This is a genomic window from Bacillus sp. CZDM1 (assembly GCF_055502545.1).
Genome location: NZ_JBUESO010000013.1, coordinates 122,623 through 144,975 on the forward strand (window position 1 = coordinate 122,623; position 22,353 = coordinate 144,975).

Here is a 22,353-nt window from a genome sequence, read left to right on the forward strand (position 1 = left end):
GGGGCGTTTTTACTTGATACAAATTGGATCGGTAATCGATGAAAGATATGAAATATTAAAGGAAATTGGCCGCGGCGGAATGAGTATCGTTTATTTGGCAATGGATAACAGGCTGAACAAATCTCTAGTGGTAAAGGATATCCGGAAAAGGGCGTCTAGTAATAACGAACTTCTCATCAACAGTTTGATTGTCGAGGCCAATATGCTTAAAGTTCTTGACCATGGAGCGCTGCCAAAAATCTACGATATTATTGAATCTGAAGGCGATATCTATGTGGTCATGGACTATATTGAAGGGGAGTCTTTAAAAGAGAAGCTGAAACGAGAAAAGACTATTTCAGCGAATCAGGTCATTGATTGGGCAAGGCAGCTAAGTGAAGTTCTAGAGTACTTACATACAAGAAAACCGTACCCGATTATTTATCGGGATATGAAACCAGATAATATTATGCTTACCCCTGAAGGGAAAATTAAGCTGATTGACTTTGGGATTGCAAGGGAATTCAAGGTTGAGAGTTCTACGGATACGACCAATTTAGGAACGAAATCCTATGCGGCACCCGAGCAAATGTCAGGCAAACAGACCGACGCACGCACGGATATTTATAGTTTAGGGGTTACCTTGTATCATCTTGTCACCGGTAAGAGTATAAATGAGCCGCCATTTGAGCTTAAGCCAATCCGCCATTGGGATGCTAGTCTGCCGGAAGGTCTTGAACATATTATTATCAAAGCCACTCAATCGGAGCCAACGAACCGCTATCAAAGCTGCAGTGAGCTATCCTACGATCTTGAAAATATTAACAAGCTGACAGCAGGGTATAAGAACAAGCTGAAGAAGAAGCTCTCACTCTTTCTTATTCCGGTTGTCCTGTGCCTTGCCTTTACGACCACAGCACTGTTTGGCTATAAAGGCGTGAAAAATACGCAGTTCCAGGATTATATGAGCTTAGTCAATGATAGCTCGGTTTATGCAATGGATGGCGAGGATAAGAAAGCCATTGAAATGTTAGAAAAAGCAATCACAACGGTCGATAAAGACCGGGCAGAGGCATACATTAATTTACTAGATTTATATAGCAATCGAAATGAAACAGATACGGGACTAGCAAAGATAGAAGCCTATATAGAGGATGAGTACGGAAATATCCATGAGAATAATGAGGTCCGCTTTAAGATGGGGATGACGTATTTCGATATCAAACATAACTACTCGGAGGCACTAAAGCATTTTAATCAGGTCGATCCGAAGGAAATTCCAGACGCCCAGTATTATGAAGCATTAGCAACAACGATGATTTCGATGAATATTGATTATAAAAGGTTTTCCGAATATCTGCTAGAGTTTGAAACGTTTAATGATAGGCTGCCAAATGAACGAAAGAAAATTGATAACTATAATTCATTAGCGAATATTTACATCTCCTATAAAGGACAAATTTCCGATGCCAATACAAAAGCCATTGAAATCGTTGGAAAAGCGTACGAAGTGCTGCGGTTAGTACAAAATGAGAACTTATTGATTAAGTATGAAGTGGATTTTGAACAAAAATTAGCGCAGGCCTTCTATAGCAGAGGTGTAAATTCAAAGGACAAAGTAACTGCCAGGGAAGATTTTGATCAGGCAATACAGCATTATCAAAACCTTTTGGATTTAAATGCAAGTAATGAAGAAGAAATTCTAGTCAAAATAGGTGTGATTTATCAAGAAATGGGTGACACAGCCCGTGCGGTTGAGAAATTCCAAGACGCGATAAAAGACAATCCAAAAAGTATCGAAGCGTATGTCAAACTTGGAAATCTATTGTTAGATATTGAACAAAGTAAAGAGGAAGGCAGCAGAAAGTATCAAGCAGCGAAGCTTGTTTATGAACAAGCAAAGGCACTGGATGGAGCAGGAGAGGATGAAGCCTTTAAAAAGCTAAATAGGAGGTTTGATAACCTTAGTATTAACTAGAAAGGGGAAGGGAAATGGAGTACCAGATTATGCTTTACGGAGGAATGACAGGTGCGCTGATTACCCTGGTCATCTCGATTATTCTCTACGTCAAAATGGGTATTGCGCAAGTGGTCGAGGACTTAACAGGTATAAGCCTTCGGAAAGGATTACATAAAAAGAAAAAAGCCCAAGAAGATTCAAATGAAAAGGTGCTGACGAAAGGAATCAGGTTAAAAAAGCAATATGCCAGGGAGGCTGCAGCTAGTCAAGAGACGGAGCTTATGAGCAGCGGGGTTGAGGAAACAGCCTTACTTGGTGATGGATTTATCGAAGAAACCTCATTGTTAACAGCTGACTTTGATGAAACAACCGTTTTATCGGCGGATGTGGAGGAAACTTCATTATTAATAGAGGAAAAGGAAATTTTCAAAAAAGAAGTGGATGTGATCGTAGTTCATTCCACCACGATTATCTAAGGGGAGTTTAGTAGAATGGCAGATAGTATAGCTAGAAAGTATAAAAGTAAAAAGAAGGTCATCTGGACATTAAGTGTTATCCTTTTGCTCATTTCAGTGTTTGTATTTGGCACAAATGCATTTTCGCTGGATGGGGCAAAGCGATATATCGTGTTTAATGAAGACAAATGGGATATGGAATCGAGGGATCAGCCAGACTGGATGACGAATAAAAGTAGTATTACCTTTAAGGTAGATTTAAAGGAAGACTTTGAGAATAACAGTCAGGGTGAAGGTATTACAGAGGCAGGAGCACCGTTTGTTGTTAAAGCTGCTTACCTAGGCAGTGAAGTCCCAACAGCAAAGGTCGAGGAAATAAAGGATCCGGAGCTAGGTTTTTTAGGGGAGTATTTGGTCACAATTCCATTACAGCCAGATAGCAGCGATGGCCATTTACAGGTGTCGGTGGAATTTGCAGAGGAGAATGCATGGAATATCCCTGTATCAACTAACACGTTTACAATTGATCGAGATGCCACTAAACCTATAGTAAATGCTACTCCTATGTTTGAAGATGGCAGATTTGAGGAAGGCGGGTTTACAAACAAGCCAGTCTCCTTGAGTATTAAAGTAAATGACAGCAACTTTACTCCGGGGAAGGATACGATTTCAATTTTAAAAGATGGGATTGCCTACGAACCAGTACAAGCACCTGTCTGGAAAGAGAATGAAACGTCCCTAACCTTTGAAAATACTGGGTTTTATGAAGTAACGATTGTTGCCGCTGATAAAGCAGGAAATAAAAGTGATTCAACAAAAGTGAATTTTGGTATCGTGAAACAAGGTCCACGATTAACAATAAAAGATAAAAACGACAATGGTTTGTATAAAAATGTTGAACTGATAATTGAGAGTGACATTCTTATTTATGAGGCAACGGCATCCATTGAGAAGATGATTAATGGCGAAAAGACAACAGAAGTGAAGAGTTTCGAGAGTAAAGGTAAAAATGCTGTCCTTTCCTTGACGGAGGATGGTGCTTACAAGGTAAGTGTAACAGTAAAAGATCGACAAAATATGGATCCAGGACATCAGTTAGGAGTCACCAGTTTTACGATTGATCAAACAGCACCGGTCCTAGCCATTAACGGTGTTAATGATCAAGGTGAATACAGTGAATCCAAAGAAGCAGTAATCAGTGTGACCGATGCCAATGTCGATGAAAGTAATACAGAGCTTAAGATAACGGCAGGAAACCAAGTAATTACTTATAAGGATGAAGATGCCTACAAAACACATTCTTTTACCGAGGAAGGTGTTTATGTCCTTGATTTAAGCGCTACAGATAAAGCTGGGAATACCGCAGCTAAAAAAGTGACGTTTATTATTGATAAGTCTGCCCCAACACTGGAAATCACAGGAGTAAAGGCGGGAGAATTTTACAACTCTGATAAAACCAAAAAGGAAGTAACGGTATCAGTTGAAGATTTAACTCTTGATTTAAAGCAAACAGCTTTAAAGGTAGAGAAGGATGGAGCTGCCTATTCAGAAAGTATTCAGTTGAATAGCGTATCAGACGCAAAGGCGGTGGCGAGACATACCTTTACCGCTGAAGGGAAATATAAAATTACCCTCAATTCAACAGATAAACTAGGACAAGCTGCACCAGCAAAATCAGTTTCTTTTACAATTGATAATACCAATCCGAAAGCGGTTGTTACCCTTGATGATACGGTAATGGCAGAAGATGAACGAGTGGTTGATGGCGAGAAAACAGTAAAAATAACGGTAACTGATAAGCATCATGAGTTTTTCAATGTAAGTGTAAAGAAAAATGGACAAGAATATGTGATTGATCCATTCGTTCAAGCTGGTGAAAACGTTGTAACACAACATTTATTGAAAGAAGATGGAGTCTATGAAATATCAGTAGATTCTAAAGATAAAGCTGGGAATGAGACGATTTTAACGAAAACCATTACGATTGATACGGGCAAACCTGATATTCATTTTAATGGGGTTAAACATCAGGAACATTACAACAGTGAAACAGTGGATGTAACCGTAAGCGTCAATGATTTCACATTTGATAAAAAGAAAACAACCCTTGAAATGACAAGAACAAATGGTGATCAGGTCACTGAACTTAAACCAGGCAGCTGGGATATCTATGATTACTTAAAGTGGCTATATAAAGGTGAAATGAACCTGACTTTCACAGAGGAAGGTGTTTATCAACTTAAAGTCACCGCAGAAGACAGATTCGGAAAGACGAGCTCGAAAACCATAGAGTTTACCATCGATAGAACTGCACCAAAGGTTGATATCACTGGAATTAATGAAGGTGCTTTTGTTAAAAGCGGTGAGGTTATCATCGGGGTTAACGAATACTACTATGAAACAAACCATGTAACCGTCACAGTTCTGAAAGATGATAGTGAAAAAGAAGAAACGTTGGTGAATACAGGTGAAAAATCGGAACTCGCACTGAAATTTACGGAAGACGGGGATTATCAGATTAAGGTAAGTGCGGAAGACAAGGCTGGAAACAAAGCCACAGCCGAAGCTTCCGACTTGGAGTTAATGTTCACGGTCGATAGTATTAAACCTGTAATCGAAATTATCGACGTGAATACCAATGAAGCAGTGAAGAATCATTCCTACGACGCTGAGAGCAAACCTGTTTCAATCTTTGTAAATGAACATAATTTTGCTAACAACAAGGTCCAGTATGAGGTAATAGAAAAAAATACAGTTACGAATGAAAGTAAAAGTATTTGGATTGGTGATTGGCGAAACTTTGCTGAGATATCCAGTCTTACCTACAATTTTAAAGATGACTATGAGTATTCCATCAAGGTGATTTCGGAAGACGCAGCTGGAAACAAAGCAGACGAAAAATCCGTAACTTTTACTATCGATACGATTAATCCGTTATTAGCCACGGATGGTATCGAAGATGATAGGAATTACCAAAGTACGAAAGCATCATTTTGGGTGAAAGATACAAACATCGACATTTCCAATACAAAGTTGAACGTATTAAAAGACGGGGAGCCTTATAGCATTGGTGATATGGCATTAAGTTATAACACAGAAGGTTCACTAAGCTATACGTTTAAAGAAGAAGGAAATTATACAGTGACTTTAGAATCAAGTGATAAAGCAAAGCGGAAAAGCATCCATGGACCCATTCGTTTTATTATTGATTCAACCAAGCCTGTTGTAAAAGTCGAAGGGGTGGAGGATCACTCTTTTAACCCTGCGAACAAAAACGTAACCGTATCAATTAATGAGAAGAATTTTTCAACAAATAATGTTGAAATGGCAGTAACAAAAGATAACAAGCCATATGATTTGGGTAACTTCATCACGAATCAAAAGCAGCTTTCCATAATTGGCCATCATTTTACACAAGATGGATTGTATTCAATCCTTGTTAAGTCGATAGATAAGGCTGGCAATGGACCAGTCACTGTTAACCGGACATTCACGATTGATAAAACAAAACCAGCTATCGAAATTACGGGTGTCAATAAAGATGCGTTTTACAATGAGGATAAGCAGGTGAATGTCGCCATTCGTGATGTGAATTTAGACATTAACAAAGTAACAGTAACAAGAGATGGTGCCCGTTACAATATGGGAGCTTTCTCTGTCAGCCATAACACCGCATCCTTGAGTCACAATTTTAGCGGTGAAGGCGACTATGATGTTTTGGTAGAAGCGACTGATAAAGCCGGAAATAGCTTCTCGCAGCAAGTGAGCTTCACGATTGATAAGACGAAACCAGTTATCACTCCTAAATTTAAAGGGCAAAATAGAGTCATAAAAGACGGAGAATATATTAATGAGATATTCACGCCGGAATTTGCCTTAGATCAGAAAGATGATTCAATCGTTTCCGTTACCTTAAACGGTGCGAATACGGGCAGAACAGCGCCGACTGCATCGAAGGAAATGGCTTATCACTTTAACGTTTTGGCACGGGATAAAGCAGGAAATGAAACGACATTGGAAATAAGGTTTACCGTAGATACGACCAAACCAACATTATCGATTACCGGTATCCTTGATGGATTCTTTAATGAGAATCTAGAACCCGTTGTTACGTATTCTGATATTCATTTAGATTCAAGCAGAACCTTTGTAACGTTAAATGGTGCTCCTTACAAAAACGGAACGAAACTAGACTTGGAAAAGGACTATGTATTCAAAGCAACCGTAACAGATTTAGCGAACAATGTAAGTACGCGAACCATCGTCTTTACGATTGATAAAACGTCACCGGTCATTAAGTTTAAAGAACCTGTTTCAAATAGGTATTTTAATAAGGATATAATACCAGAACTACTGATTGAGGATTTGAACGAATATGACATCATAGCCCTTACCTTGGACGGCAGGGAATATAATCTTGGAGATCCCATTACTTCAGATGGTAAACATGTTTTGTTCTTCGAGGTAAAGGATAAGGCAGGGAATATTAAGCAATTAAGTGTCGAGTTTATTATTGATAAAAAGGCACCAAAGATAATTTACGATGGAATTCAGCAGAATGAGCAATACTATGAGGCTGTCAAAGCGGAAATTCGCCTTGATAATCCGAGCGATTCTATCAAATCAATAATGGTAAATGGCAAGGTTTCTAACTTTGAAGAGTCAACCGATGAAAATGGTATTACCGTCTTTACGTCTACTTTCTCAGAAATCAATTCGTATAAAGTGGAAGTGACAGCGGTGGATGATGCGGAAAATGAAACGACTACCGTCATTCCGTTTGAAATTGTTGAGAAAACAGCTTTAGTGAAGTTTTACGAAAATAAACCATTGTTTGCAGGCTCGTTAATTGGGCTATTCGGATTAATGGGAATGGGAATTACTGTTTTAGTTAGAAGAAAGAAAACAGCAGCAGTTGAGGAATAAAGCCAGCGGAAGGCTGTGAATGATGAAAATATCATTTACAGCCTTTTTCTATGTGTTGCAGAAGAAAATTATCGTTATATATGAAACATTCGCGGTGCTCATCCGTCTAATATTTATTGGAATTTTTGGTATTGCGTAACTTTTTACAGGAATTTTACAGTAAAAAATAGAATATACAGATATAATGTCTTAAAACGGAAAGACCCATGAGGAGGATGTAACTTGGCCCGTGAACAAATGAACCCAACGATAGAGAAGATTCTTATAAACATTGAAAAGGTTATGATTGGAAAAAGAAATGTAGCCGAGCTTAGCCTTATTGCCTTATTAGCAGAAGGGCATGTGCTGCTGGAAGATGTACCAGGTGTAGGAAAGACGATGATGGTCCGTGCACTTGCGAAGTCTGTTAATGCTAACTTCCGAAGGATCCAGTTTACTCCTGATCTATTACCCTCAGATGTGACCGGAATTTCAATCTATAATCCAAAGGAAATGGAATTCGAATTTCGACCAGGACCGTTGATGGGGAATATTATCCTCGCAGATGAAATTAACCGAACCTCACCCAAAACCCAGTCGGCTTTACTTGAAGGGATGGAGGAGGCAAGTGTAACGATTGATGGCGTTACCCATCGACTTCAAAAACCATTCTTTGTTATGGCAACCCAAAATCCAATCGAGTACGAAGGAACCTATCCACTGCCAGAAGCACAGCTTGACCGCTTTTTGTTGAAGATGAAAATGGGCTACCCAGAAGTAGATGAAGAGATAGAAGTTCTAAACAGGGCACAGAGAGTTCCACCTATCGAAGACCTTTATCCGGTCATTGACCTTGAAGGTTTACTCGCACTGCAAAAAGAAATAAAAGAAGTTTACGTGGATGATACGATAAAGCGCTATATTGTGGATATCGTTAACCAGACGAGACGCTTTCCTGGGGTTTACCTTGGCGCCAGTCCAAGGGGATCGATCGCTTTAATGAAAGCGGCACAAGCTTATGCCTTCATGTACGGCCGTGACTTTTGTCTTCCGGATGATATCCAGTATTTAGCACCATTTGTATTATCGCACCGAATTATTTTGAAATCAGAAGCAAGGTTTGAAGGAATTACAGCAGAAGAAATTGTCAACCGAGTGATTGCTAGAATTCCGGTGCCCGTCCAAAGGCTTGTGAAGTAATGATGAAGAAATTGTGGAGTCCATTCAAAAAAGTATGGAAGTTTGTTGTCTTACTATTTTTGATTGTGCTTACGTTTTCCTATGCGATGTTTCAAGGGGGATTTGTAAGCTGGTTTTTATTTTATAGTTTCATACCATTTGCTGTCTATTGTGTCGGCCTATCACTCTATTCGCTGAATGAGCTGGAAATTACTCGTGAAATTCCCCAAACAGAATATAATGCCGGTGAGTCTTTAACGGTTACTGTAAATGTGAAGAGAAACTCTATCTTTCCTATCTTCTATTTACTTATTGAAGATAAATTATCGGAAACACTTTCTCGTTCTTCTCAGAAGAAGAAATCAAAGGCACTAGTATTACCTGGTTTTAAGAAGGAATTTTCCTATGAATATAGGATTGATAGTCTGCCGCGGGGTGAGCATATATTCAATAGCTTTATCGTTCGAACAGGTGACCTTCTAGGCTTAGTTGAAAAAGAAAAAGTATATTCTATGGGAAGTAAAGTCATCGCCTATCCAGCTTATACAGAGTTGGTTTACCGACCATTAGAGACACAGTTCGACCAAGGGATGACTGCCTCACGAGAACGGGTCCAGCGGGATACCACACTAGCAATTGGTGTAAGGGATTACCAGCCTGGGGACCGCTTCTCATGGATAAACTGGAAAGCCTCAGCAAAACGGAACGAAATCATGACGAAGGAATTTGAACAACGCCAATCCCATGATGTGTTTGTTGTAATGGACTGTTCTCCTAATAAGAACTTTGAGGGGGTTGTTTCCTTTACTGCCTCTTTACTACGGGCTGTTCTAAAAAAGGGAGCACAAACGGGGCTATTAACGATTAGCACTGATAGAGCATCATTTCCTATTAGGGGCGGAGAAGATCAACTGCATCAGCTCTTTTATCATCTTGCTAGGATAGAAGCGAAAAGTTCTTCCTCGTTTGAGAAGGTGTTAGAGACGGAGGGAATGTTTGTCCAGCAATCGGTATCCTTCTTACTCGTAACAGCGCAATTAACAAAGCCTTTAATAGAAAAAGCAGGTTTTCTAGGACAAAGGAAAGGAAAGATTACACTTTTTCTGATAAAAGGAGAAACAGAATCTCCTGCTGAAAGTGAAAGATCCCTTATCGCACTTGCAAATGCACGAAATGTACGGGTTCTAATGGTTCATGAAGGGGAATTTGCTTCTGCCTTTTCGGAGGTGAATTTACGATGAAAAGAAATCTTCAAGCTTTTCTTGTTTATTTATTAGGATTTTTGCTTTTATGGGAATGGCTGCGTCCGGTGAAGCAATTAACGCAAACGGACCATATTGAAATGTTTGTGATTTTTATTCTGGTTTCATTTGCCGTATCCTTTTTAAGATTAAAGTGGATTTGGCAAATGATTTTAAAGATATGGTTTATCCTCTTTTCTGTTCATATGTTCCATTATGATACAGGATTCTTTCAATTAGACTGGCTGTCTTCCTTTTTAAGTAATTTGACTAGTAATTTTAGTACGATTATAGCGCTTAATTGGTTAGGGATAACAAATGAATTTCGAACACTTTTGTTTTTTATTTTGCTTTGGTTAATGGTTTACTTAGTTAACTATTGGCTCTTGAACCGAAAAAGGATTTTTATTTTCTTCTTTATGACACTTATTTACATAACGGTTTTGGATACTTTTACGCTCTATAGTGCGAAAACAGCAATTGTTCGAACCGTTGTTGTGGGTTTTGCTGTCATGGGGATGTTAACCTATTACAGAATCTTGGCGAAGGAAGAGGTAAATACAGATTCTCTTATTACGCGAAAATGGATGAGACCATTAGTTTTAATGATTGCGTTTAGCGTCATCATTGGGATTGTTGCACCTAAGTTCGAACCAATATGGCCCGACCCTGTTCCATATCTCCAGGCTGCTGGTAATAAAGGCGGAGATGATGCAAATGGTACAGGTGTTTCTAAAGTTGGTTACGGCACAGACGATACTCAATTAGGCGGCCCATTTATTGGGGATGACAGTACCGTATTTAAGGCAGAAGCAAGGCAAAAGAATTATTGGAAGGTAGAAACAAAAGATCATTATACGGGGAAAGGCTGGATTCCTTCTAGTTCAACTTCTATTCAAATAGGCGGGGATGAGTTAATACCCGTTAGCTCTATTCCATCTTCGGTAGAAACCAGGGATGAATCTGCAAAATTATTCTTATTTATGGATTTTGAGCACCTTATTTATCCTGCAGGTATCCAAAGAGCACAATTTGAACGCAATTATACTTTGGAAATAGATTCAACAAAGGAAAAGATTTCTATCTTCGGTTTTGATTCTAAGCCTATTGCTCCGGATGCCTATACAGTTGATTATAAAATACCACAATATGAAGCAATTGATTTAAGGGAGACGAGTGTTGTCGACCCGGTACAGATTGATTCAGCACTCCTTGCCCAATATACGCAGCTGCCAGAGAAACTTCCGGAAAGAATTAAGGAATTAGCAGAAAGTATTACAGAAGGAGAAACAAACTGGTTTGATAAAGCAAAAGCAATTGAGCGTCATTTTAGCGGCTCTGAGTTCCGTTACGATCAAAAAAATGTCGCTGTTCCCGGAGAAAATGATGATTATGTCGATCAATTTTTATTTGATTCAAAGGTAGGGTATTGTGATAATTTTTCCACTTCGATGGCGGTTCTGCTTCGAACAGTAGGAATTCCTACTCGCTGGGTGAAAGGGTATACCGGTGGAAAGTTTCTGGAATATAGCGAAGGTGATACTTCGAAATCAATCTATGAAATCACCAATAATAATGCACATTCATGGGTGGAAGTTTACTTCCCTAACCAAGGATGGGTTCCTTTTGAACCAACTAAGGGTTTTACAAATGACGTTTCGATTGATTTTACGAATCCAGATGGAACACCTGAAGCTGCGGAAACAACTGCTCCGCCGGCACCAAAACCACAGCAGAACCAGGAAGAAGATAGCAGCAGTTCGAAGGGTGAGAAACAATCCTTTTCATTTAATGGCAGCTGGTTGAGTATAAAAATATTTTTTAACGATTACTGGAAATTTATTTTGCTGTCATTTGCAATCATTGTGGGGGCGGCTGGCCTGGTGTATCGATTACGAGGAAAGTGGATTCCGCATTTATATTTACTTCAGTTTCGCTTAAGAAAAAAAGATGAAAACATTGGGAAGGCTTACCCCATTCTTCTAGAGCAATTGGAACGCTACGGGCTAAAACGTAATGAAAATCAAACACTTAGAAATTATGCACGATACATTGATACCTTCTTTGCATCTAGGGAGATGTCAAAGCTGACCGACAGCTATGAACAATATCTGTACCATCAGAAACTCCCAGAGGGAAGCTGGAAGGATTCACGGGAATTGTGGGAAAATTTAATTAAAAAGACAATTGCTTGACCAGAAAAACAACCTATTGTTACAATGTGTTAAGAATTTAATACATTTAACTTATCTTCATATATCCTCGAAAATTGGTTCGAGAGTCTCTACCGGGTCACCGTAAATGATCTGACTATGAAGGCAGGAATTTCTGTTATAGTAATTATTAGAACTAGAATTCTGCCTTCCTGGTATTTGGAGGGAGAATTCTAGTTTTTTTTTCTATTTTTGTAAATACTAACAGTATTATTTTGGAAGAGGTGGCCAATTTGACAGGTACGCAGGATATGATTGTTGTTTTAGACTTTGGAAGTCAATATAATCAGTTGATTACACGGAGGATTCGTGAGTTTGGTGTATACAGTGAACTGCACCCGCATACGATTACTGCAGAGGAAATTAGAAAAATGAATCCTAGCGGGATTATTTTTTCCGGTGGTCCTAATAGTGTATATGATGAAAACTCTTTCCGCTGCGATGAGGAAATTTTTGAAATGGGTCTGCCTATCTTAGGAATTTGCTATGGCATGCAATTAATGACTGTTCACTTTAATGGGAAAGTTGAAAAAGCAAAGAACCGTGAATATGGGAAGGCAGTAATGAACCTTCAAAATCAAACGAAGCTCTTCCATGATATGCCTGAGGAGCAAGTGGTTTGGATGAGTCATGGGGATTTGGTTGTCGAAGCACCAGCTGGCTTTACTGTTGATGGAACAAATCCATCGTGCCCTATTTCAGCGATGAGTAATGAGGAGCGAAAATTATACGCTGTTCAATTCCATCCAGAGGTTCGTCACTCCGTATATGGAAATGAGCTGCTTAAGAATTTTGTGTTTAATGTGTGTGAGTGTAAAGGCGATTGGTCGATGGGAAATTTCATTGAAGTGGAAATGGCAAAGATTCGTGAGCTGGTTGGCGATAAGAAAGTACTTTGTGCCCTTAGCGGTGGAGTAGATTCTTCTGTTGTTGCTGTACTCATTCATAAAGCAATCGGAGATCAATTAACCTGTATTTTTGTTGACCATGGGCTTCTTCGTAAAAATGAAGCGGAAAGTGTTATGAAGACCTTTGCAGAAGGCTTCCATATGAATGTCATTAAAGTGGATGCAAAAGAACGTTTCTTATCTAAGCTAGAGGGTGTCTCAGACCCTGAGAAAAAGCGAAAAATTATTGGCAATGAATTCATTTATGTATTCGATGACGAAGCAACAAAACTTGAAGGTATTGAATTCTTAGCCCAAGGAACGCTTTATACCGATATCATCGAAAGTGGAACCGCAACAGCACAAACGATTAAATCTCATCATAATGTCGGCGGATTGCCTGAGGATATGCAATTTAAATTAATCGAACCATTGAATACCCTTTTTAAAGATGAGGTTCGCGCGCTTGGCACTGAGCTTGGAATTCCGGATGATATTGTTTGGAGACAGCCATTCCCTGGTCCTGGTCTTGGAATTCGTGTCTTAGGAGCGATTTCTGATGATAAACTTGAAATTGTTCGCGACTCTGACTGGATCCTAAGGGAAGAAATAAAGAAGGCTGGACTTGATCGTGAAATATGGCAATACTTTACGGTACTGCCGGACATTCGCAGTGTGGGTGTAATGGGCGATGCTCGCACATATGATTATACAATCGGTATCCGTGCCGTCACTTCTATAGATGGGATGACTTCCGATTGGGCACGTATCCCATGGGATGTACTTGAGGTTATATCAACTCGGATTGTGAATGAAGTTCCCCATGTTAACCGTGTGGTCTACGACATTACGAGTAAGCCGCCTGCAACCATCGAATGGGAATAAATTTTATATATTAGTTCTAAAGGCGAACGTTTTTAAATATAATTTTAAAAACGTTCGCTTTTTGTGTTTACAAGTTGGGGGCTGCCTGTTAAGATAATAGAGAAGTAAATAATTTGTCGATTTAACTCGTATAATATTGGGGATAAGGCCCAAGAGTTTCTACCGAGCCACCGTAAAGGGCTTGACTACGAGGCAGTGTTATAAAAAGAGGGTAATCCTCTATTATTTACACTTGCCCCAAGTCAAGCGTTCCGGTAGATATCGGAGCGTTTTTTGTTTTATTAAAAGATAGTTTCATGGGGGGAAAAGTAAATGCAGAAGTATTTTATGTTTAAAGAATTAGGGACGAATTATCGCCGTGAGATTATTGGCGGCATGACTACCTTCTTGGCGATGGCCTATATATTAGTTGTTAACCCGCTGACATTAACACTATCAAGTGTACCGGATTTACCAGATGCCCTTAGAATGGATTACGGAGCAGTATTTGTAGCAACGGCTTTGGCTGCTGCGATTGGATCTATTATTATGGGTCTTCTAGGAAAGTTCCCGATTGCCTTAGCACCTGGTATGGGATTGAACGCCTTTTTTGCTTATACAGTTGTGCTAGGAAGCGGCGTTCCATGGCAGCATGCGTTAGGTGCAGTATTCATTTCCGGTGTATTTTTCTTCTTATTAACACTTACGGGATTACGTGAGAAATTAATCAATGCGATTCCGATTGAGTTAAAGCATGCCGTTGGAGCAGGTATTGGGTTATATATAACTTTTATTGGATTGCAGAGTGCAGGTATTGTAGTAAACAATGATGCAACCCTTGTTGGATTAGGTGATTTGACAGCTGGACCAACTTTGCTGGCTATTTTCGGGATAATTATAACGGTTATTATGATGACTAGAGGAATTAATGGTGCAGTATTTTTCGGAATGATTATTACTGTTATCGTAGGAATGATTTTTAACTTAATTGATACACCAGATAGAATTGTCGATTCCGTTCCAAGTATAGCACCTACATTTGGAGCTGCGTTTTCTTCTTTAACAGATAGTTCGTTTTACTCAATGGCCATGCTTGGAATTATCTTGACCCTTTTGTTTGTCGATTTCTTTGATAATGCTGGGACACTTGTAGCGGTGGCGAATCAAGCAGGAATGATCAAAGACAATAAATTACCACGGGCAGGCAGAGCGTTACTTGCTGACTCAGTAGCAACAACGGTGGGTGCAGTCCTAGGTACTTCAACGACAACATCTTATATTGAATCATCTGCTGGGGTAGCAGCAGGTGCAAGAACAGGTTTTGCTTCACTTGTGACAGCAGCATTGTTTATACTATCATTGTTCTTCTTCCCGTTATTATCAGTAGTAACAGCAGCCGTTACAGCACCAGCCTTAATCATTGTTGGGGCGCTGATGGTAGGTTCATTAGGGAAAATTGAATGGACGAAATTTGAAGTTGCTGTACCAGCCTTCCTTACTATGATTGCTATGCCTTTGACATATAGCATTGCAACAGGGATTGCAATTGGGTTTATCTTTTACCCAATTACAATGATTGTTAAAGGGCGTAAGAAAGAAATTCATCCAATCATGTACTTCTTCTTTGTTATTTTCGTTCTTTACTTCTTATTTTTATAATGGTGTTGAAAGAGCCTGTGATGATCGCAGGCTCTTTTTTTGTACTGTGAACTATTTCACAAAATATTTTTATTTTTCATAAAAATAGATAAAATTTTCCAAATTTCTGCTGTATGATAGGGGTATATGAAAGGGAATGGGAAGGGAGTGCCGAAAGTGAAGATACTAAATGTTCAGGAGCTGGGAAAAAGCTTTGGAAAGTTAGAAGCAGTGAAGGGTGTGTCCTTTTCGGTGGAGAAAGGCGAGTCCTTCAGTTTGCTTGGACCAAATGGTGCAGGAAAGTCCACTACCATCAACATGATCACCGGGTTATACCCTCCGACCTCAGGAAGTATCCAAATAACGGGTGTTGATGTTATCAAAAATCCAAAACAAGCCCAAAAGTCGATAGGTGTGGTCCCTCAGGAAATTGCACTCTATGAGACATTATCAGCAAGAGAGAATCTAAAGTTTTGGGGGAGAATGTATGATTTATCTGGAAATGCTCTTGAAAAAGCTGTTGATGAAGTCCTTGAAATCATTGGGCTGACAGACCGGGCTAAGGATAAAATCAGTACTTTTTCGGGCGGAATGAAGCGGCGGGTAAATATTGGTGCAGCAATCCTGCATAAACCAGAAGTATTAATCATGGATGAACCGACAGTGGGAATCGATCCGCAGTCAAGAAATCATATTCTCAATACCGTAAAATCCTTAAATCAAAATGGAATGACCATTATCTATACAAGTCATTATATGGAGGAAGTGGAATACCTTTGTGAACGGATTGGGATAATTGACCACGGGGAGTTAATTGCCTGCGGGACCCTCCGTGAGTTGAGGGAAGCCATCGGTGACCGGTCAAGAATAATCATCACTATGGATAATGAAAAGCCAAACAATTTAGGGATAAGCGGTTTAATAGAAAGTCTTGTTTTGGAAAAAGATGTGTTGATAAAAGACAATTTGCTTACCGTTTTTCATAAAGAACCGCAAGCGATTCTTAGTGAATTAATCCAGTTAATAACTAAAAACGGGACGAAGGTTTCATCCGTGGAAATTGTTGAACCTAACCTAGAAAGTGTCTTTTTGCATTTAACTGGAAGAAGCTTAAGAGATTAGGGGGGAATGATGATGACTTCCTGGTGGCTGGCGTGGAAAGATTTAATGATTATTGTTCGTGATAAACAGGCGTTATTAACATTAATCGCGATGCCTCTTTTGTTAATTGCTATTTTAGGGTCAGCATTTGGCGATATGATGGATGGTGATGAAGATGTAACAATTAAAAAATTCACATTGGGAATTGTTAATTTAGATCAAGGGCAGCTAGGCGGAGTATTATCGGAAGAGGTTTTCGAGAAGGAACTATCTGATCAAATTAAGGTCAAATATTTCAAAGAAGAAAAAATGGTTGAAAAAATAAAGGAACATAAACTTGATGTAGGAATTGTTATTGATGAGGAATTTACAGCTTCGTTAATGACGGGAGAACAAGCGAGTGCAAAGCTAATCACTGTTCCTGATCCAGGTATTAAAGCAACCATCGTTTCAAGTGTAATGGAACAATTTGCCCAAACGGTATCAATTGAAGCAATTTCAGCAAATATGGCACTTCCTGTTCAGGGTAATGCCTCCTTAGCAGAACCTAGTCATGATTTTCTCAATGTAACATCTATAAATTTAGACGCGAATCCAGTTAGTTCTTTTCAGTACTATGCTGCAGCCATGGGTGTCATGTTCCTGCTAATGACCGTCGTCCAAGGTGTTTCGACAATGATTCTCGAAAAAGAGCAAGAGGTCTTTAAGCGTTTGTTGATATCAAATTTAACCTACATAAACTATCTTACTGGAAAGATGATTGGTTTAATCGTTATTTCCTTAATACAGGCTTTTGTCATTATTATTGGCACAAAGTTTATATTTGGAGTTAATTGGGGAAATTCAAATGCAGGTGTTGTAATAATGACATTTGCTTTTGTCATAAGTGCTTGTGGTTTGGGTGTATTGGCAGGCTCTTTTATCAAAACAGAGAAAGCCTTTAATGCTGCTGGTATGTTAGGAACTCAGATTTTCGCTGCCTTAGGCGGGAGCATGGCGCCGTTATATATATTCCCTGATTGGTTTGTTTCTGTTTCTAAAATATTACCGAATGGTCTCGCGCTCCAAACCTATTTAGATTTAATGTCAGGGTCATCGTTTTTTGAAATTATACCGGCCGTATTGAGCTCGATTGGCTTAGGGTTATTATTTTTCGCGATTGGCTTATTTCGCCTTTCATTTGAAAGGAGGGGGAAGTATGCGTAGGATTTGGGCAGTTGCATGGCTTCATTTAAAGGGGCTTTTTAAATCACCGGGAGCTTTGGTTATGATGTTTATTTTGCCGGGCTTATTTGGCTGGATTTTTGGTGGAATTGCTATAGAGTCAGAACAAACAAAACCAGTGGTCGATGTTGTAATGAATGAAGAAGAACATAGCGCAGAAATCTTCAATCTTTTGAAGAAAAATGAACACTATCAGTGGAATAAAGCAACATTGCAGGAAGCAAAAGAACATGTGGAAGAGCAGGATACAGTAGCTGCGATTGTCATTCCCATTAACATCCAACAAAAACTAGTAGAAAAACAACCATTTTTTGATGTGATTCTTCGCAGTAAAACAGAAGATTACCTTGCTTTAGAGCACCATTTGCAAGGAACAGCAAACTTAATTATTCGCATCCTTAAGATTGCGGAGGAAAACGATTCTGCCGCTTTACCGGATTTACTGGAAGAAGTTGCATCCAGTAAAGGAGTTGCCATCGAAAAACAAACGATTCAAAGAGATGATAACAACACAGTGGAAATAAATTTAATGTTTGTTGGTTTTGCTATCATGTTTATGATGTTTGGTCTTTCGGGCGCTGCTTCCACTATTCTAGATGAACGAATCGGTGGTACGTGGAGTCGATTGATGGTTACCCCAGCAAGTAAGCTGCAGATTAGTTTAGGATATTTAATTGCTTATTTTTTAATGGGCTGGATTCAGTTTGCTGTATTAATGACTGCTATGAACCTGTTGTTTGACACCACTTGGGGGAATTTAACCTACATGATACCTTTTGCCTCATTGGTGATATTATGTGTGGTTGGTTTTGGTCTTATGATTGCTGGAATTGTTAAAACGAAACAGCAAGCAGGCGCTATAGGAGCGGTGTTAATTGTTAGTACATGTATGCTTGGCGGTGTGTATTGGTCTATTGACCTTGTTCCCGAATTTATGCAAAAGATTTCTTTGGCTGTACCCCAAAGCTGGGCGATGTCTGGGTTTAAAGAAATCATCAGTGGCAGCCTTCATCCCACTACACTATTAAAGGATACACTAGCGTTGCTTGGATTTACAGTGGGATTCTTTTTAATAGCGATAAGGGGAATTACGTATAAATAAAGGTTGTCGAATATTGTCGTTGACTTCTTGATTTGTCTCTTATAACATGGAAATACAAAGATAATCGGTACGAAATGGGGGAAGGGTTTTGGTAAAGCTGTTGATTGATAAGGTGTTAAATAACAATGTTTTAATAGCTGAACACCCTTCCTACGAAGAAGTTGTTTTGATCGGAAAAGGAATTGGTTTCAATCGGAAACATGGAGAATTTATTGAAACGGATTCAGTTGAAAAACTATTTGTACTTAAAAACGAAAAGGAACAGCAAAATTATATTAAATTGCTTCCTTTTATAGATAATGAATTATTAGAAGTAATTATCTCTGCTATTGGTCTGATCAAGCAAAGAACAAATACGCCTCTAGATGAGCATATTCATGTAGCATTAACAGATCATTTAATGTTTGCGATTTCAAGAGCAAGAAATGGAATGGAAATAAGTAATCCATTTTTGGTTGAAACAAAAACACTTTATCGGCATGAATATGAAATTGCAACAGAGGTTGTCCGGCTCATTAATGAAAAGACCGGAGCGAACCTGCCTATTGGGGAAATTGGTTTTATTGCGCTTCATATTCATAGTGCAATGACTAAAAGGAACCTATCTGACGTAAATCAACATTCCCAGCTCGTCAGCAGGCTAGTAAAGATGGTTGAAGAGCAGTTTGAAATTGATATTGATAAAGAAAGCATTGATTATATGAGGCTTGTGCGTCACCTTCGATTTACCATTGAGAGAGTTATTAAAGGGGAAAAAGTAGAAGAACCAGAAAAAATAAATTCCCTATTGAAACAAGAATATCCTGTGTGCTATAATCTCTCATGGAAGCTCATTAAAGTGATGCAACAAACATTAAAAATGAAAGTATTTGATGCAGAAGCGGTATATTTAACTATGCATTTGCAACGAATACAGAAAAAATTTAAATAGCTATTATTTTTTACGTGTTACTGATTCGATCAGGCATGAGTGAAAAGTATTAATTGAAACAAAGGTTTTTGGGTAATCTATACCCGTAGCCTTATTCAATTGAACTTTTACTCATGCCTTTTTTGTTTTTCTCAGGTAAATGAAAACGCTTAATGAGCCATAAATACATTGGAGGTATATATTATGTTTAAAAAAGCTTTTGGCGTCTTGCAAAAAGTCGGTAAAGCGTTAATGCTGCCGGTTGCTCTTTTGCCTGCTGCAGGTATCTTACTTGCTTTGGGAGCAGCGCTTAGAAACCCAGCACTACTAGAATTAGCTCCATTCTTAGACAACAGCACAGTTGATATGATTGCAGCCGTTATGCAAAAAGCTGGAGATATCATCTTTGGAAACCTTCCGCTCTTGTTTGCGGTTGGGGTTGCAGTTGGTTTAGCTGGAGGAGAAGGTACAGCTGGTCTTGCAGCGATTATTGGTTACCTAATCATGAATGTAACGATGGGCACGGTCCTTGGGATTACACCAGAAGATGTAAATGGACTAAACTATGCAAATGTTCTAGGGATACCTACTCTCCAAACAGGAGTATTTGGCGGTATTATCGTTGGTATCCTGGCAGCAGCAATGTACAATAAGTTTTATGAAATTGAATTACCATCTTATTTAGGATTCTTCGCAGGAAAACGTTTTGTACCAATTATTACGGCAGCTACTGCTCTACTTTTAGGACTGTTGATGATATTCATTTGGCCGCCAATTCAAAATGGTCTAAATGCATTCTCTCAAAACATGGTACATGCAAACTTAACAATTTCTGCTTTTATTTTCGGAGTCATTGAACGTTCATTAATTCCATTCGGATTACACCATATTTTCTATTCTCCTTTCTGGTATGAGTTCGGGGAATACACTACAAAAGCAGGAGAAGTAGTTCGTGGAGATCAACGCATTTTCATGGCACAAATTACAGATAATGTTCAAAATTTAACAGCTGGAACATTTATGACAGGTAAGTTCCCATTCATGATGTTTGGACTTCCAGCAGCAGCTTTAGCGATTTATCATGAAGCAAAGCCTGAAAAGAAAGTTCTCGTAGGAGGTTTAATGGCGTCAGCTGCTCTTACATCGTTCTTAACAGGTGTTACAGAACCGATTGAATTCTCATTCTTATTCGTAGCACCAATTTTATTCGGTATTCACGCTATCTTTGCAGGTTTCTCATTTATGATTATGCATATGTTAGATGTTAAAATCGGGATGACTTTCTCTGGCGGGTTAATTGACTATATCCTATTCGGATTAATTAACCCACAAACAAATGCTTGGATTGTTATTCCTGTAGGTTTAGCCTTTGCGGTTGTATACTACTTTGGTTTCCGTTTTGCGATTCGTACCTTTAATTTAAAAACTCCAGGACGTGAATTAGAGGAAGAAGAAAACCAAGCTCCAACTGGTAAAGCGGGGTCAGGTGATTTAGCTACCAATATTTTAGATGCGATGGGCGGTAAAGGAAATATTGCGCATTTAGATGCATGTATTACCCGCCTTCGTGTTTCTGTTAATGATATTAAAGAAGTTGATAAAGCACAGCTTAAAAAGCTTGGCGCTGCGGGTGTGCTTGAAGTAGGGAACAACATCCAAGCAATCTTTGGACCGCGTTCCGAAACCATTAAAGGACAAATGAAAGATATTATGGATGGTAAAAAACCTCGTACCACAGTGAAAGCACCAGAAAAGGGTGTGGAACAGCAAATCGAGGAAATTAATCCAGATGCACTTCAAAATGCACGCAGTACAGAAGATGAAGGGTTTATGGCACCGCTGAAAGGTGAACTAAAATCAATCACGGAAGTTCCAGACCAAGTGTTTGCTGGGAAAATGATGGGCGATGGCTTTGCGATTGTTCCGGTAGAGGGTACAATTGTATCGCCTGTAAATGGGAAAATTGTTAACCTGTTCCCAACTAAGCATGCCATTGGAATTCTCTCTGATACAGGACGCGAAATTCTCATCCATGTTGGAATTGATACCGTAAACCTAAAAGGTCAAGGCTTTGAAACCTTAGTAGCTGAGAATGACGTTGTTGAACAAGGTCAGCCATTACTAAAAGTTGATCTGGATTATATTAAAGAACATGCAACATCAATTATTACGCCGATTGTCTTCACAAACTTAGCAGAAGGTGAAAAGGTAGTGATTGAAAAGCCAGGTCAAGTTGATCTGAAACAAACAGGGATTATTAAAATTACGAAATAAGCAAAATGCCGGCTCTCGAGATTTGAGAGCTGGCTTTCTTCTATAATAAAGAAGTTTAACGAGTGAGGTGAAATTAATTTAAATATATTGTTGACGTTAGTTGGTAATGGTGTTATTATATTTTAGCAGTCGTTAATAACGAATTAACAACACGCAGTCGTTAAAAACTTTTTAAAAAAAGTATTGACGCGAAGTTAACGAAATGATATAGTAATAGAGTTGCTTCTGAGCGAAGTTGTTCACGAAGTAAACGAAGAAATATTGCTCTTTGAAAACTAAACAAACAAGAACGTCAACAAACAATTTTTTAGCTTTTTATAAAAGCTAAGCCAACGTAACATTTTTGAGCTAATCAACTTTCTTGGAGAGTTTGATCCTGGCTCAGGACGAACGCTGGCGGCGTGCCTAATACATGCAAGTC

13 protein-coding genes, 1 rRNA gene and 2 riboswitches are annotated in these 22,353 nt (G+C 38.9%); all 14 genes read left to right on the forward strand.

The genetic code is table 11. The annotated features are described in order from the left end of the window. Positions 1–13: 13 nt before the first annotated feature. Positions 14–1,957 (forward strand): protein kinase domain-containing protein, encoded by a 1,944-nt coding sequence (locus ACY3XC_RS23565; protein WP_464870734.1) that lies wholly within the window; start codon positions 14–16, stop codon positions 1,955–1,957. A gap of 14 nt (positions 1,958–1,971) precedes the next feature. Next, a complete protein-coding gene (locus ACY3XC_RS23570; protein ID WP_464870735.1) occupies positions 1,972–2,415 on the forward strand; it encodes a hypothetical protein in 444 nt (147 codons plus the stop codon). Between the two features lie 15 nt (positions 2,416–2,430). Beyond that, positions 2,431–7,320, forward strand: coding sequence for an Ig-like domain-containing protein (locus ACY3XC_RS23575; RefSeq protein WP_464870736.1), 4,890 nt, complete (start codon positions 2,431–2,433; stop codon positions 7,318–7,320). Between the two features lie 237 nt (positions 7,321–7,557). After that, entirely contained in the window at positions 7,558–8,499 is a 942-nt protein-coding gene (locus tag ACY3XC_RS23580; protein WP_464870749.1) for an AAA family ATPase, read from the forward strand. Next, entirely contained in the window at positions 8,499–9,719 is a 1,221-nt protein-coding gene (locus ACY3XC_RS23585; RefSeq protein WP_464870737.1) for a DUF58 domain-containing protein, read from the forward strand. Before ACY3XC_RS23580 ends, ACY3XC_RS23585 begins: the two co-directional genes overlap by 1 nt. Continuing rightward, positions 9,716–11,914: a transglutaminase TgpA family protein gene (locus tag ACY3XC_RS23590; RefSeq protein ID WP_464870738.1), complete on the forward strand. Its 2,199-nt coding sequence runs from the start codon at positions 9,716–9,718 to the stop codon at positions 11,912–11,914. The genes ACY3XC_RS23585 and ACY3XC_RS23590 overlap by 4 nt, the downstream gene beginning before the upstream one ends. A gap of 37 nt (positions 11,915–11,951) precedes the next feature. Next, positions 11,952–12,052: riboswitch (purine riboswitch) on the forward strand. A 131-nt stretch (positions 12,053–12,183) separates the two neighbouring features. Then, entirely contained in the window at positions 12,184–13,704 is a 1,521-nt protein-coding gene (gene guaA / locus ACY3XC_RS23595; RefSeq protein ID WP_464870750.1) for a glutamine-hydrolyzing GMP synthase, read from the forward strand. A 106-nt stretch (positions 13,705–13,810) separates the two neighbouring features. After that, positions 13,811–13,912: riboswitch (purine riboswitch) on the forward strand. 104 nt (positions 13,913–14,016) lie between these two features. Beyond that, on the forward strand, positions 14,017–15,342 hold the full coding sequence (locus ACY3XC_RS23600; protein ID WP_464870739.1) for an NCS2 family permease: 1,326 nt from the start codon (positions 14,017–14,019) through the stop codon (positions 15,340–15,342). Positions 15,343–15,504: 162 nt separating this feature from the next. Beyond that, the gene (locus tag ACY3XC_RS23605) at positions 15,505–16,443 is read left to right on the forward strand and encodes an ABC transporter ATP-binding protein (RefSeq protein WP_464870751.1); all 939 of its coding nucleotides are present in this window, start codon (positions 15,505–15,507) and stop codon (positions 16,441–16,443) included. Between the two features lie 9 nt (positions 16,444–16,452). Next, positions 16,453–17,628, forward strand: coding sequence for an ABC transporter permease (locus ACY3XC_RS23610; protein WP_464870740.1), 1,176 nt, complete (start codon positions 16,453–16,455; stop codon positions 17,626–17,628). After that, positions 17,621–18,748 (forward strand): ABC transporter permease, encoded by a 1,128-nt coding sequence (locus ACY3XC_RS23615; protein WP_464870741.1) that lies wholly within the window; start codon positions 17,621–17,623, stop codon positions 18,746–18,748. The genes ACY3XC_RS23610 and ACY3XC_RS23615 overlap by 8 nt, the downstream gene beginning before the upstream one ends. 88 nt (positions 18,749–18,836) lie before the next feature. After that, positions 18,837–19,679, forward strand: coding sequence for a glucose PTS transporter transcription antiterminator GlcT (glcT, locus tag ACY3XC_RS23620; protein WP_464870742.1), 843 nt, complete (start codon positions 18,837–18,839; stop codon positions 19,677–19,679). A gap of 183 nt (positions 19,680–19,862) precedes the next feature. Then, positions 19,863–21,932: a glucose-specific PTS transporter subunit IIBC gene (ptsG, locus tag ACY3XC_RS23625; protein ID WP_464870743.1), complete on the forward strand. Its 2,070-nt coding sequence runs from the start codon at positions 19,863–19,865 to the stop codon at positions 21,930–21,932. A gap of 358 nt (positions 21,933–22,290) precedes the next feature. Then, positions 22,291–22,353: ribosomal RNA gene (locus tag ACY3XC_RS23630) — 16S ribosomal RNA — on the forward strand; the annotation flags it as partial.

Bases quoted from the DNA above. Each gene is read 5' to 3' on its own strand.
- guaA (WP_464870750.1), top strand. From the start codon at position 12,184: ATGATTGTTGTTTTAGACTTTGGAAGTCAATATAATCAGTTGATTACA.
- ACY3XC_RS23580 (WP_464870749.1), top strand. From the start codon at position 7,558: ATGAACCCAACGATAGAGAAGATTCTTATAAACATTGAAAAGGTTATG.
- ACY3XC_RS23600 (WP_464870739.1), top strand. From the start codon at position 14,017: ATGCAGAAGTATTTTATGTTTAAAGAATTAGGGACGAATTATCGCCGT.
- ACY3XC_RS23590 (WP_464870738.1), top strand. From the start codon at position 9,716: ATGAAAAGAAATCTTCAAGCTTTTCTTGTTTATTTATTAGGATTTTTG.
- ACY3XC_RS23615 (WP_464870741.1), top strand. From the start codon at position 17,621: ATGCGTAGGATTTGGGCAGTTGCATGGCTTCATTTAAAGGGGCTTTTT.
- ptsG (WP_464870743.1), top strand. From the start codon at position 19,863: ATGTTTAAAAAAGCTTTTGGCGTCTTGCAAAAAGTCGGTAAAGCGTTA.
- ACY3XC_RS23610 (WP_464870740.1), top strand. From the start codon at position 16,453: ATGATGACTTCCTGGTGGCTGGCGTGGAAAGATTTAATGATTATTGTT.
- ACY3XC_RS23585 (WP_464870737.1), top strand. From the start codon at position 8,499: ATGATGAAGAAATTGTGGAGTCCATTCAAAAAAGTATGGAAGTTTGTT.
- ACY3XC_RS23575 (WP_464870736.1), top strand. From the start codon at position 2,431: ATGGCAGATAGTATAGCTAGAAAGTATAAAAGTAAAAAGAAGGTCATC.
- ACY3XC_RS23570 (WP_464870735.1), top strand. From the start codon at position 1,972: ATGGAGTACCAGATTATGCTTTACGGAGGAATGACAGGTGCGCTGATT.